This is a genomic window from Butyrivibrio sp. (assembly GCF_024699075.1).
The window spans coordinates 15078-28679 of sequence record NZ_JAILQF010000129.1 but is presented as its reverse complement, the minus strand read 5'-3'; the positions used below and the strand labels follow the sequence as shown (position 1 = coordinate 28679).

Annotated in this window: 8 protein-coding genes and 2 pseudogenes; 1 reads left to right on the top strand and 9 read right to left on the bottom strand. The window is 40.3% G+C overall.

What is annotated here, in order from left to right:
* The 4 genes and pseudogenes from K6G87_RS05150 to K6G87_RS05135 form a co-directional block, all read right to left on the bottom strand.
* Positions 1–775, bottom strand: a pseudogene (locus K6G87_RS05150) (right-handed parallel beta-helix repeat-containing protein); the annotation flags it as partial.
* A 146-nt stretch (positions 776–921) separates the two neighbouring features.
* On the bottom strand, positions 922–1893 hold the full coding sequence (locus tag K6G87_RS05145; protein ID WP_330669741.1) for a carbohydrate ABC transporter permease: 972 nt from the start codon (positions 1891–1893) through the stop codon (positions 922–924).
* 1 nt (position 1894) lies between these two features.
* Positions 1895–2806 carry a carbohydrate ABC transporter permease gene (locus K6G87_RS05140; RefSeq protein ID WP_027207362.1) on the bottom strand — a complete coding sequence of 304 codons (912 nt, stop codon included), beginning with the start codon at positions 2804–2806 and terminating at the stop codon, positions 1895–1897.
* A 158-nt stretch (positions 2807–2964) separates the two neighbouring features.
* Positions 2965–4392, bottom strand: a complete 1428-nt coding sequence (locus tag K6G87_RS05135) for an extracellular solute-binding protein (protein ID WP_296834685.1) — start codon at positions 4390–4392, stop codon at positions 2965–2967.
* A gap of 474 nt (positions 4393–4866) precedes the next feature.
* Between K6G87_RS05135 and K6G87_RS05130 the strand changes: the two genes are divergently transcribed.
* Positions 4867–5841 carry an AraC family transcriptional regulator gene (locus tag K6G87_RS05130; protein WP_296834683.1) on the top strand — a complete coding sequence of 325 codons (975 nt, stop codon included), beginning with the start codon at positions 4867–4869 and terminating at the stop codon, positions 5839–5841.
* 15 nt (positions 5842–5856) lie between these two features.
* Here the strand turns inward: K6G87_RS05130 and uvrC are convergent, their stop codons facing one another.
* From uvrC to K6G87_RS05105, 5 genes and pseudogenes are all read right to left on the bottom strand, one after another.
* Positions 5857–7737, bottom strand: a complete 1881-nt coding sequence (gene uvrC / locus K6G87_RS05125; protein WP_296834680.1) for an excinuclease ABC subunit UvrC — start codon at positions 7735–7737, stop codon at positions 5857–5859.
* Between the two features lie 771 nt (positions 7738–8508).
* A pseudogene (ftsH, locus tag K6G87_RS05120) lies at positions 8509–10422 on the bottom strand (ATP-dependent zinc metalloprotease FtsH); the annotation flags it as partial.
* A 124-nt stretch (positions 10423–10546) separates the two neighbouring features.
* On the bottom strand, positions 10547–10717 hold the full coding sequence (locus K6G87_RS05115; RefSeq protein ID WP_296834676.1) for a DUF6472 family protein: 171 nt from the start codon (positions 10715–10717) through the stop codon (positions 10547–10549).
* A gap of 51 nt (positions 10718–10768) precedes the next feature.
* On the bottom strand, positions 10769–12649 hold the full coding sequence (locus K6G87_RS05110; RefSeq protein ID WP_296834674.1) for an ASKHA domain-containing protein: 1881 nt from the start codon (positions 12647–12649) through the stop codon (positions 10769–10771).
* A 265-nt stretch (positions 12650–12914) separates the two neighbouring features.
* The gene (locus K6G87_RS05105; protein ID WP_296834672.1) at positions 12915–13118 is read right to left on the bottom strand and encodes a hypothetical protein; all 204 of its coding nucleotides are present in this window, start codon (positions 13116–13118) and stop codon (positions 12915–12917) included.
* Positions 13119–13602 lie beyond the last annotated feature (484 nt).

Sequence of the window (13602 nt, the reverse complement as noted above, 5' to 3'; positions counted from 1 at the left end):
AGTAGCGTCCTACGCAGATTCCTGCGCACTTACTGCCCCATATCTCGCAGTCTTCTATGATCCAGCCCTTACTCCAGTGTGGTGCGATCATTCCGTCCTGATATGCTGCAGGAGGTGCCCATGTTGTAGCAGCTTTATTAATATTAAATCCGCTTACTGTGATATAACCGATGCCTTCTTTACTGGGCATGAAGCATTCACGTCTTACATTGATCTCAACATTTTCTTTATTAGGATCAGCTCCTCCAAAGTTAGCATAGAATATGGTTTCGTCTGTTTCTGCATCCTGCTTGGCATACCACTTTCTGGTAGACTTTTCAGGAACCCATGAACAGTCATATACCTTAGCTTCTATTACTTCTTCAATGCTAAGAGCTTCATATAAGGCCTCATCATTTAGCCACACGCAGCCTGTATGTTTATTGGGAGTAGCGAAGTACCAGTCTCCGTATACAAGTGTTGTATACGGATTGTATGATCCGAATATTCCGTTACGAACTCTCGATGTCCAGACATCCCCTTCATATCTGGTCCAGCCTGAAAGCTTTTCTGCACCTGTAATGATAGCTCCAAGAGGCTCGGTACTCTTATATACGATCCTCTTATCCTCAGTTCCTGCATTTACAGGATCTACATACTCTCTGTAGGTTCCAGGCGCTACAAGAACTTCATCCCCCGGCATTGCAACCTTGGCAGCCTCACCTATTCTTCTAAATGGCAGCTCTTTTGAGCCATTACCATCATGCTTTGCATTTACGTCAACATAGATTGTCATATATACCTTCTCCTTGCGTCTATATGATTAATATTTACTATTATATATTTTATCCTTTTACAATAACTTTTGTATTTCTGTTTTTTATGCAGTTTTTATCATCTTTTATTAGTTATATCTTTATTGTAAAAAAGTTTTTAATGATATCATCCCTTAACTGCTCCTGCCATCATGCCCTTGACCAGCTTGTCCTGGAAGATGATAAACAGAATTATCATAGGCAGAACAGACAGTGTCAGAACCGCCATATTGATGGGTATATTAAGTGAATGCTCACCCTTAAACTGTCCAAGTGCAAGAGGAAGTGTCTTATTGCCCGGAGATATCAAAAAAGTATTGGCAAAAGCAAACTCATTCCACATTGAAACTCCATTGTATATCGCAAGTGTAGATAATCCGGATTTTGAAAGAGGAAGTATCATCATAAAGAAATTCTGATAACGGTTACATCCATCAATCTCAGCAGACTCTTCTACTTCTCTAGGGATTGTTTTCATAAAAGCAGTAAGAATGAAAACTGACATAGGAAGTGCAAATGCTACATACGGCCCTATAAGTGACCACAGCGAGTCATAAAGCCCAACTGATGTTGTAAGTTTGAAGATGGGAATAAGTGTAACATGCATAGGAACTGACATAATAGCTACGATTGTTGCATATATAAATCCATTTAGTTTAAACTTCATCCTAGACAATGGATATGCTGCAAACGAAGATATGATGAGCATCAGAACAAGGGATATGGCAACTACTATAACACTTCTAAAAAAGTATCCGAAAAATCCATGAGTTACCACCTCAACGTAGTTCTGAAAATACCAGGGATCCGGAAGATGGAACACGCCCTGCTGCAACATATCAAACTGCTTACGGAATGAATTCATTATCATAAAGAAAAACGGTGTAAGTGTAAGGATAAGCCATATCATTGCAAAAAAGCCTGCTATAGTCCATGCTATTACTGATTTTATCCTTGATACTTTGTAATCATCTTTTTTTGCTTTTTCACCATCACTTGTTCTACCTGGCATGTTAGCTATGATTGTTCCATCCTTTTTTTCTAAAATATCTTCACCGGAGGTTGTCTGTGATATGTCTATTTGTATATTTTCACTCATATCAGTAATCCTCCTTAACCTTAAATACCTTGTTAAAAATAAGTGCTATAGCTGTTATCAGGATGAACATACCCGCTGCAACTGTCGATCCGTAACCCATGTTGAACTGCTGGAATGACAGCTTATACATATAAGTTGCCATAAGTTCTGTAGTCCCGGCAGGCCCTCCCTGGGTCATATTCCAGATCATGTCAAAATATTTGAGTGAACCTATAAGTGACATAGTGCAGGCAGTCTTAAAGATAGGCCCCAGAAGCGGAATCGCTATATGCCATAGATACTGGCCTCTTGTTGCTCCGTCTATGATCGCTGCCTCATAGATCGTGGTATCTATATTGCCATACCCAGCTATGAAATAGACCATGTAAAAAGGCGTAAACTGCCATGCCATAACTCCTATTATTGTATATAGAGCGTTGGGCGCTGTTCCCAAAAGGTCAATCGTAGTTTTATGTCCCAGAATTATGGTAGCAAGAGACGAAATAAGACCTCCATTAGTTGCAAGTGCATATACAAAAAGGAATGCGATAGCAACCGAGCTCATAAGATAAGGCAGAAACCATATAACCTTAAAAAGGTTAAACTTCTTACCACCTGCATCAAGAAAGGTTGCAAGAAGCATACCGATCGGTATCTGCAACAGAATTGAAAAGACCATTACGATGAGATTGTGGGTAAAAGATTTCCAGAACATCTCATCACTCACAAGACCTTTCCAGTTATCAAGACCTATAAAGATCCTGTCTGAAGATATTCCATTCCATTTGTAACCACTGATCACAAACGTATCGATGACAGGATATACGATATATACTGCTATAAGCACCAGCGCCGGCAAAAGGAAGACTGCCGCTGCCCTTTGAGTGCTTCTGGCCCTGGCTTTGGCAAGCCCCAGATTATTGCTTTTCTCCATATAGCCCCTCCTCGCAATAACAACTACACCCGCTTGTTTTAAATAAACTGCCCGCAGGAAAGTATCCTGTGGGCAGCTTTTTCCACTTCATTTTTTAGAAATAGTGATTTAGAATCATTTATGCAGCTGTAAAGAGCTTTTTACTTAAACGTAGTCCCCTATTCTTCCAGTGCCTTCTGCATTGCTGCATCCTGCTCCTGACCTATCTCCAGCGGAGTTTTTTCAAGACCGAAGAGTTCTGTCATGCAATTCTTATGTACTTCTGTAACCGATGCAGGCAGATACTGATCGTACCAGAGCTGTACATTAGAAGCCTTAAAGAACTGGTCGATGATGTATTTATTATTAGGGTCTTCTATATTCTCATTAAATCCCTTGATTGAAGGAACTGTACCTGCTGCAACCTGAGCCGCATTATATGTATCATCGTTAAAATACTGGGTTGCAAGTACATAACAAGCATCAAGCATTTCCTGATCAACAGATCCGTCTTCCTTGAAGCAGTTAAATGTCATACCCATTCCTATAGCTGTACCTATCTCTACATCCTGAGGAACACCTGCTGCCTTAGCTTCTGAATCTTCAGGGAAACGGAAAACTCCGATATTCTCGTTGTACCATTCCTCGTTGTCAGCTTTGATTCCGCCAACCTGCCATGAACCGTGAAGCATCATAGCTGCTGATCCGTCATAGAGAAGCGCTCTGTCCTGGTTATCATCTGCTGAAAGGGAGTTAACACCATCCGGGAAGTATCCCTTCTTGACCCAATCCTGAATCTTCTCGCCTGCGTATATAAATGCCGGGCTGGTAAAAGAGCCTCCGTTTTCCTGAGTATAAGCTGCGTCAAACTCAGCATTGCCGGAGTGACGTGCAACCAGATACATGTAGTACATGGATCCTGTCCATTTAGATGCATTAGCAAGACTGAATGGAATGATTCCGTTTTCTTTTAGCTTGTCACATACAGTTTCAAGCTCGTCTATAGTTTCAGGAATCTCAAGTCCAAGATCTGCAAAGATAGTCTTGTTATAAAAGATATCGCAGCCCGTAAGTCCGCTAAAAGGAATCGCAAGCATCTTGCCATCATAAGTTGACTGTGCAACTGCAGCTTCTACATACTCGGGATGATCATACTTGGCATACATATCTGTAATATCATTTGCAAAGCCTGATTTATAATACTCTGCCATAGGACCGCCACCCCAGTGGCAATAGATGTTTGGTGCCTGACCCGAACTCATGGCAACTACAAGCTGCTGCTTGTAATTATCATTTTGCTGATGCACCTGATTGACTGTGATGTTGGGATAATCAGCCATAAACCTTGCTACAGCCGCTTCGGCAATCCCCTTATTAGGATCTTCTGTTGAGATATCCCATAGAGTGATCGTCATAGGTTCTGTAGTAAGTTCCGGAAGATTCTTGCCATCTGTCTGCTTAGAACCTGTTGATCCACCGCCGGTTTGCGCCTGCGATGCACCTGAGTCTGTACCTGATGTCGTTCCAGCAGACGATCCGCCACACCCAGCCAGCGTTGCAGCTGTTAGAACTGTTGCAAAGAAAATAGACATTATCTTTTTTCTCATATAAACCCTCCCTCTTTTTTGGCTATTGTGTAAAGCCCCTTCTTCTTTTACTCTAGGATAATTTACGTTTTTACGCCCATACTTAATTGCTATCAAACAAACCAAAATTGCTGTTTTGTATGTACAAATATATATTTTGTGTATGATTATTCTGATATTTAATATATTTTTAAATTTAATTCACAATTTAACGACCCTTTCTTTGCTATAATGTGACATAAGTTAACCGTATATCATGATCTATGCCCCATTTATGCAGAATGTGGTTTTAAGCTTATAGCAATTTACATCCTGTTTCATATAACCAAAATTGCTTTTTATTTTATTACTAAAACATCCCCAAAGTCTTTACAGGGGGGCTGGCACTGATTTATATACTGCCTGCCCCTGTAAAGACTTTGGGGATGCCGGTCCATCCAAGTGGGATGTTTTGGTTTATTATATAAGACTCATCATGCAAGGAGATGATTCACTATGAAAAGTCAGCTTACTCTAACATCAAATGCCAAAGAAAAGATCAATCATAAGATCAATACTAATCTGCGCATGTTCATAAACAGGCTCCACTCCGACTTCCCGCCTCACTGGCATAACGACGTTGAGATCATATGGCCCAAAGAAGCTCCTTATAAGGTGATCTGCGGCAATCAGACCTATCATGTAGATATCGATGATATACTTATGATCTGCCCTGCAGTCCTTCACGAGATATTCTCTCCCACTCCGGGTGCAAGGATCTATATACAGGCAGACTTTTCAGGAATCATATCCCTTCGCGAGATAGACAAGGCTTTCCGTCTTATGTCTCCTGCTCTGCATATTAAGAAGAGTACCTGTCCGCCGGATTTATACAATAAGCTATGCGACTATCTTAATACGATCATGAAGCTTTATTTTGGTCATGCGTCGCACTTCCACATGAGCGAAATACCTGATGATGACAGCATCATATCTTTCACAGAGCTTGAGCCTTACGGAGAGCTGGAGATTTATTCTATACTTATTCAATTTATTTCTTTGTGTGGTAAAAATATTGATCTGTTCAGAAAGACAGATTCCAAGGCTTCTGTTTCAGTAAAAAACAGTATTCCTCTTAGCAATGTATGCTCTTATATCTCTGAGCATTTCACTCAGGATCTTAGCCTTGAAAAGATTGCTGCATATGCAGGTTTTAGTAAATACCATTTCGAAAGAATATTCAATGAGTATACAGGCATGACCTTTTATCAGTATCTGCAACAGATGAGGATAAGTTATGCTCAGACGCTTCTGTCTAATCCCGAACTTTCTGTTACAGATATTGCATATCAGGCAGGCTTTGCAAGCGGCGTATCTTTTACCCGTGCTTTCAAAAAAAGCACAGGCTATCCGCCGTCGCAGTACAGGATGCTCAATGAAGTAAAGCACCCTTTAAATGCTAATCCTCATTTTGCGAACTTCCTGAAATAAAGAATATCTTACAATTTACTTTTCTTCTTTATGAAAGAATTCGTAGACTGCCAAAGCTTCTTTTTCCCTAAGTTCAGGGACCTTCATAAGTTCCTCTACAGAAGCCTCTTTAATATCCTTAATTGACTGGAAGTCTCTCATAAGGGCCTTCCTTCTGGCCTGTCCAATTCCAGGTATGTCATCAAGTACAGACCTTACCTGGGCTTTACTTCGAAGAGACCTGTGATATTCTATAGCGAATCTGTGGGCCTCGTCCTGAATCCTTGTTATGAGCTTGAATCCTTCGCTTCGTCTGTCTATAGGCAGCTCTTCGTTGTTAAAATACAGGCCTCTTGTTCTGTGGTTATCATCCTTGACCATTCCGCATACAGGGATATTAATACCAAGCTCTTCAAGGACCTGTAGGCAGATATTGACCTGGCCTCGTCCACCATCCATGAGGATCAGATCAGGGAATCTCGTGAAGCTTCCATACTGGGCATCAATATTCCTGATCTCCATATCCTGTCTTTCTTCAAGACCGTGTAATAGTCTTCTTGTAAGGACTTCATGCATGCAGGCATAATCGTTAGGGCCTTCCACGGACTTGATCCTGAACTTCCTGTAATCACTCTTTTTGGGTTTACCCTTTTCGAATACTACCATGGAACCAACGTTGGCAAAACCGCTTATATTAGATATATCATAAGCTTCCATCCTCGAAAGGTTCTTCATGCCAAGGATCTTCTCTATCTCTTTGACAGCACCTATGGTCCTTCCTTCTTCACGTTTTATCCTCTCCCTGTCTTTGGACAGAACAAGGGATGCATTCTCTGCAGCAAGCTCCATGAGCTTCTCCTTCTGGCCTCTTTCAGGGACAGTTATATACATGCGGCTTCCCTTTCTTCCGGATAGCCACTTCTCAATCACATCCTGATCCTCGATAGCAACAGGCAGCATGAGTTCACGTGGTACAAAAGGAGTACCTGAATAGAACTGCTTAACAAAATCAAGCAGTATCTCTTCCTGGGGATTGCCGCCTACATGTGTCATATAGAAGTGTTCACGTCCAATAAGACGACCATCTCTTACGAAGAAGACCTGAATTACAGCATCACTTTCATCAGAAGCTATAGCTATTATATCCTTGTCCTCCATGGAGGAATCTGTCATCTTCTGCTTCTGGGCTACGCTTCTTACATCATTCAGAAGATCACGAAAGTGCGCCGCCTTCTCAAAATCCATCTCTTCAGATGCCTTGTACATCTTATCTTCAAGATCTTTTAAGATAACATTATAATTACCGGACAAAAAGTCCAGCGCCTTATCTATATGTTCTTTATATTCTTCCTGACTTATCTTACCGGTACACGGTCCGCAGCACCTTCCCATATAGTAGTTAAGGCATGGCCTTTGCTGGCCTATATCCTTGGGAAGTGACCTGTTGCAGGTCCTAAGTCCGTATATTTTATTTATAAGATCAATTGTTGTCTTAACTGCCTGGGCGCTGGTAAAAGGTCCAAAGTATCTTGCCTTATCTTTTCTCATAAGTCTTGAAAAAAGAATCCTTGGATACTCCTCCTGTACCGTAACCTTAATATATGGGTAGGTCTTGTCATCCTTAAGAAGGGTATTATAACGGGGCCTGTTCTCCTTGATAAGATTGTTCTCAAGGACAAGAGCTTCAAGCTCTGAATCCGTAACTATATACTCAAAGCGGGCAATCTTGGATACCATCTGATCTATCTGAGGTCCACGCCCTACTATCTTCCTGAAATATGACTGCACACGCTTGTGAAGGTCTATCGCCTTACCAACATACATAATTACATCATCTGCGTCATGCATTATATATACGCCGGGACTGTGCGGCAGTTTTTTGAGTTCTTCCTTGACATCAAATCTGCTTTCTTCCATCTAAAACCTCATGTCATGATTATAAAAATAAGTACATCCGGATTACACGTTGTCTTTACAACCATTTGTAATACAGATGCACTTTATTGTTAATTAAATATTTTAGTTATCAGATCCGTCTTTAGGCATATCTGACTTATTATCAGAATCAAAATCATCCGGAACATGTGAAAATCTTCCGCCTGAAAGCTTGGAAGAATCCTCGCTTTCACTCTTGGTATCATTTGACCACAGATTATCCGGCTGATTAGTCCAGATATTTCTATTATCACTTGAAGAAGTAAATCCGCCTCTCCTTGTCAGGATGTCCATAGGATCCGGTTCATTTTTCTTATCATCCTTACCTTTGTTGGCATCACTTCCATAAAGAGTGCTGGGCTTTTGAACATATTCCTTTGGTTCTGAACTTGTAGTCTCATCTTCTTTGGCTGTCTGATCATATTCAGCCTTGTTACTACTAAAGGCGCTACCACCAGAAGATGTCTGTCCGCTCATCCAGTTATGTGCATCATTCATAGCTTCATCGAAGGAGCTTTTGGTTTTTACAGGTTCTGTGCCTGAACCTGATGAAGACATTTCTGAAGCCAAAGAGCCAGACGCATTATTACTATTTCCAGTTGAGTCTTTGTCCAGTGCATTACTGTTACCAAAGAGATTGTCTGATGCAAGTAAGTCTATACTATTTCCTTTTGAAGTATCATCGCTTCCTTCGCCAACAGCTGCAGACTCAGGTCTTGTCGCATATATTCTGAGTCTTGACTTCTTCTCTTCTTCAGTAGGCTCTCTAAGGCCTTCTACCTCACGGTAGATCCTCATGAATTCCTTGCCGGATATTGTCTCTTTACTTATAAGATGCTCAGCAAGACGGTCAATTGTGGACAGATGAGCCCTTATTATGTTCTTGGCTTCCTCATAGCAGGATGCAAGAACCTTCATGACTTCCTTATCAACTTCTGCTGCCGTCTGATCTGAGCAGTTAAGCTCTTTACGGCCATCCAGATATCTGTTCTGAATGGATTCAAGCTGCATAAGTCCGAACTTATCACTCATTCCGTACATAGTGATCATGGATCTTGCTAGCTCTGTAGCCTTCTCTATATCGTTCTGGGCACCGGTAGTAACTGTATTAAAGATTACTTCTTCTGCAGCACGTCCGCCAAGAGCCACAACGATGTCATCATGCATCTCGTCCTTAGTACTTAAGAACTTCTCTTCTTCAGGAACCTGCATTACATATCCAAGAGCACCCATTGTACGGGGAACTATTGTGATCTTCTGTACAGGCTCTGTATTCTTTTGAACTGCACTGATAAGAGCATGTCCAACCTCATGATAAGATACGAGCTTACGCTCTTCTTTAGAAAGAATTCTGTCTTTTTTCTCTTTACCCACAAGAACCTGTTCAACAGCTTCCATGAGGTCTTTCTGGGATACGTAGTCGCGCTTACCCTTAACTGCATTGATGGCAGCTTCGTTGATCATGTTGGCAAGGTCAGATCCTACCGCACCACTTGTAGCAAGAGCTACCTCTTCAAGATCGACCGTTTCATCCATCTTGACATCCTTGGAATGAACCTTGAGGATCTCTACACGGCCCTTAAGATCAGGCTTATCAACGATAATTCTTCTATCAAAACGGCCCGGACGAAGAAGGGCTTTATCAAGGATCTCAGGTCTGTTAGTCGCACCAAGTATGAGAACGCCCTTACTTGAATCAAAACCGTCCATCTCTGAAAGGAGCTGGTTAAGTGTCTGTTCTCTTTCTTCATTGCCGCCTCCAAACTTGGAATCACGGCTCCTACCAATAGCATCTATCTCATCTATAAAGATAATACATGGAGCATTCTTATTGGCTTCTGCAAAAAGGTCTCTTACACGGCTTGCACCAACTCCGACATAAAGCTCTATAAAGTCAGAACCTGCAAGTGAATAAAATGGAACGTGTGCTTCACCAGCTACAGCCTTGGCAAGAAGGGTCTTACCTGTTCCGGGAGGTCCTACAAGAAGGGCACCTTTTGGAAGCTTAGCTCCGATCTTAACGTATTTGCCAGGATTGTGAAGGAAGTCTACAACTTCTACAAGTGACTCTTTAGCTTCATCTTCACCTGCTACATCCTTGAATGTAACACCTGTTTCCTTCTGAACATAGACCTTGGCATTGGACTTTCCAACATTGAACAGTCCGCCTGAACCCTTTGACATACGTCTGAACAAAAAACCCAGAAGCGCCCATAGTATCACTATAGGAAGCACATATGACAATACAAGGGAGATAATATAATTGCTTGAATCAGGAACCGTTGATGTATACTCAATTCCGGCGTCTTCAAGTTTTTGCTGAAGAAGAGGATCATTAACAATACCCGTATAGAACTTAGTATCCGGTGTTGCAACCTCTTTAATGCTTGCGTCCTTATTGTAAGCAATTATTCCATCTTCATTTGGGGTAATTGTGATCTTATCAGTTTCTATTACTACCGATTCGATCTGCTCATTTCCCAGCATTTCAATGAACTGATCGTATCTTATTTCAATAGTTGATGCCGAGCTCAGGGCGTTCATAAAATATGACATAACAAACATACAAACAAGTGCTACAAGAAGCAGCATAAAAAGGCTTTGCCTGTTGTTAGATGAATTGTTATCACCATGCCCGCGGCGTTCGTTATTATTTTCGTTATCCATTAAGGTTGTATCCTCGCTTTTATTATAAATAGCGCAATCATGCACCTTATTGCATTATAAAAGTAATTTGCACACAATGCAATGAGCCATATATTTAGCAATTCTTAAAGTTCAATAAAATAAATCATATCTGATGTCTTACTACGCCGTATTCATCATTACTGCGCCAATAGGGACACTTTTTGGTCCTTCTTGTCAGGAAATGATACATCTCATCCTCATCAAGATTGACGCTGCAACTGTAAGATTCATCATCTTCATCATATTCATAATATGCGCATGTATCGCAGTCCATAGTCTTAACCTCCGTATTACCTGTTTAAAAGCATTCAAAAACACTGCTTTTTTAAAAATTCATAGCCTCATAGTACATGTCACTAAAAGCATCATCCTGAGACAGCTCAACTTCTTGTGCGCTTTTTTGAATCACATTTAGAGCTTCCCGGGCTATCTTTGTACCATATAAAGCTTCAATACACAAGTACCTTACGCATCCCTTTAGTGATGTATTTCCGGCTATATATATATTATCTCCATTTTCAGTGATGCAATCCGGGAACATTTTCAGTTCCTTTATCCTGTTCAAAGATAATTTAACCCCAAATCCGCCTGATATTATAACATAAGGCTTTATATCTTTTTCCTTATAAGCCTTTTGAAGATCATCCCTGTTATCAGCATTTTTGAGATTAAGGGCCTTTAGACCTGTTATGTCAGATGCCTTACTCTTCATCTTTTCATATATCATCTGAAGAGCCACATTAACGGCTGCCTTAGCCATCTGAACCTGGCGTATATCATTTTGTGTTATTACGATATCACTTCCATCTTCTGCCTTGCAGACCGGATACCCGCTTTCAAAATATTCTTTTTGTAAAAGGCCCGTCTTATCAATGATCCCTTCTCTTATCAGAGCACTGACAATTTCAAGAACACCAGTCCCGCATATCCCTATAGGCCTTTCATCTCCTATGGTTGTTATGTGGAGTTTGCCGTCTTTAAAGAATGCTCCGGATATCGCTCCCGGTATTCCCGGAATTCCGTACCTTATGCCGCCACCTTCAAACACAGGGCCTGCTGCCGTCGAGGTAATATAAAGCTTATCCCCTTCTCCTGCTGCCATCTCACCATTTGTCCCAAGATCCAGGAAAAGAAATTCAGGGTGATCCTTAAACGGATGCTGCGCATAAAGACCTGATAATATATCTGCACCAACAAAGGCGCTAAATCCAGGCATTATGGTAACAGGTATATCATTTATATATGCTTTCTTTCCTTTATTTACAGATGGACATATATCTTTGAGTTTAAGATACTCAGCATCAATATTTACAGGGGTATATGGATATACTCCCAGAGATTCGCAGTCATATCCCCTTAAAAGATGCAGCATCGTAGTATTACCGGCTATCGCTATACCTGTTATCTGCGAGATGCTGCAGCCTGTTTTTATAAGCAGCTCCCTTATAAGATTTTCTATATCAGTCTGTATTTGCTCCTGAAGTCTTCTTTTCTTATCTTTGGAAGCCTTTATTCTGGATATAACATCAGTCCCATAACTTCTTTGATGATTTATACCTGTTGCTACTCCTATGATACTGTCTTCAAATTCAAAACCCTGTATCTTTTCTTTATTAAAGCCTTTCTTCTTATCAGAATCTGGATCTTCACTAGAAGATTTAAGTATATCAGAAGATCCATTCTTAGAAGTGTTATACATATCAGAAGACTTATTCGTATCATTAGATCTATGCAAATCAGAAGCTTTATGCATATCAGTAGTGATATCACATGGAAGTTCTATAAGTGCAGCTGCAAGAGTAGTCGTACCTATATCTATACCAATTCCATACTTTTTATACTTATCAGCTTTTTTCCTTAAATCTGTGCCTGCTCCAAGAACTTCTATATTATTTTCATCAAAGCTATTTATACATATCTCGGCATCAGACGTGAGCATACTCATACATGCAAGACGATAGCCTTTTTCAAGGTCTTCCTTGGATATATGCCTCATATCTGCTGTAGTTATCCGTGCATTCTCATCAAGGAATCTGACTCTGCACTTGCCGCAGGTCCCTGACCCGGAGCAGGGACTATCTATCCTTATATCATTGTCCCTGAGAAGATCCAGAAGCTTTTTGCCTTTTAAGGCATGAAGAACCAAGGGCTCATTATCTGCTACGTTCATATGTACTTTTACTGTGATCTCATTACTTCTTCTCATGGACTGTTATTCTCTTATACGTTATTATTTTTGCAATGCTATACTTTATTATTTCTATAGTTATTTTATAATAGATACACTTTATCACTATTGATTTTTATAAAAAAACTGACTTTATAATCATTAGTTCTTTTATAAAAAACTGACTTTATCACTATTATTTCTTTTTAAAAAGGAGCAGAAATTAATCTGCTCCCCTTTTACATTCTCTGATTAAGTCTTACTCCTGTCAACTGATACAGCTTATATTATCTGCATTTATGCCTTATTTACCATCATCACAAAGGGTCCTTAGATAACTGTAAATAGACATGCCATATTCATCCATGAAATGAGTCTGGAGGTTGGTCTGTGACATAGCAAATCGATCTGCCATGTCTCTGAGTGAATAATCATCAACATGTTCTTTAAGATAATCTTGCATTTCCTGGAGATTATTGCTGGTTACATAGGTCATTTCTTCACTCATAAGATACCTCCCTCTGTAAATGAATTACAATTTAAGAGTCTGAAAGAATTATCATTGTGACTGTTATCATGTCCCCAAACAATCACTCAATCATTCTATCCGACATAAGAATTCTGCTAATAATATTGTACGTTACAAGATGCATGCACGCAACAACTTTTCGTACAATTTTGAGCGACATGATGTTAGCGAAATTCGTAATGACAAAAAATTTTTAATAAAATTCAAAAAAACACTTGCATAAGATGTTAGCATATGCTAATATAAATATCGTTAGCGATGGCTAACACTTCTGAGTGTAGCCAACAAGCCCCTGCCAGGGCACGGATCTTGCCAATCCGTATCGCCAACAAACATAGTCTGTAAATCTCCTACCTGAAACCCACCGTACTTGCCATACGGTGGGTTTTCTATTTGCCCATTATATAAGAAGCTTTCTGATATTATCACCTCCCATTTTATAATTGTCTGACAATTCAAAGCA

What these genes read in the sequence shown, in the direction of transcription:
- K6G87_RS05145 (WP_330669741.1), bottom strand. Translation starts at nt 1,893, where the DNA reads ATGAGTGAAAATATACAAATAGACATATCACAGACAACCTCCGGTGAA.
- K6G87_RS05140 (WP_027207362.1), bottom strand. Translation starts at nt 2,806, where the DNA reads ATGGAGAAAAGCAATAATCTGGGGCTTGCCAAAGCCAGGGCCAGAAGC.
- K6G87_RS05135 (WP_296834685.1), bottom strand. Translation starts at nt 4,392, where the DNA reads ATGAGAAAAAAGATAATGTCTATTTTCTTTGCAACAGTTCTAACAGCT.
- K6G87_RS05130 (WP_296834683.1), top strand. Translation starts at nt 4,867, where the DNA reads ATGAAAAGTCAGCTTACTCTAACATCAAATGCCAAAGAAAAGATCAAT.
- uvrC (WP_296834680.1), bottom strand. Translation starts at nt 7,737, where the DNA reads ATGGAAGAAAGCAGATTTGATGTCAAGGAAGAACTCAAAAAACTGCCG.
- K6G87_RS05115 (WP_296834676.1), bottom strand. Translation starts at nt 10,717, where the DNA reads ATGGACTGCGATACATGCGCATATTATGAATATGATGAAGATGATGAA.
- K6G87_RS05110 (WP_296834674.1), bottom strand. Translation starts at nt 12,649, where the DNA reads ATGAGAAGAAGTAATGAGATCACAGTAAAAGTACATATGAACGTAGCA.
- K6G87_RS05105 (WP_296834672.1), bottom strand. Translation starts at nt 13,118, where the DNA reads ATGAGTGAAGAAATGACCTATGTAACCAGCAATAATCTCCAGGAAATG.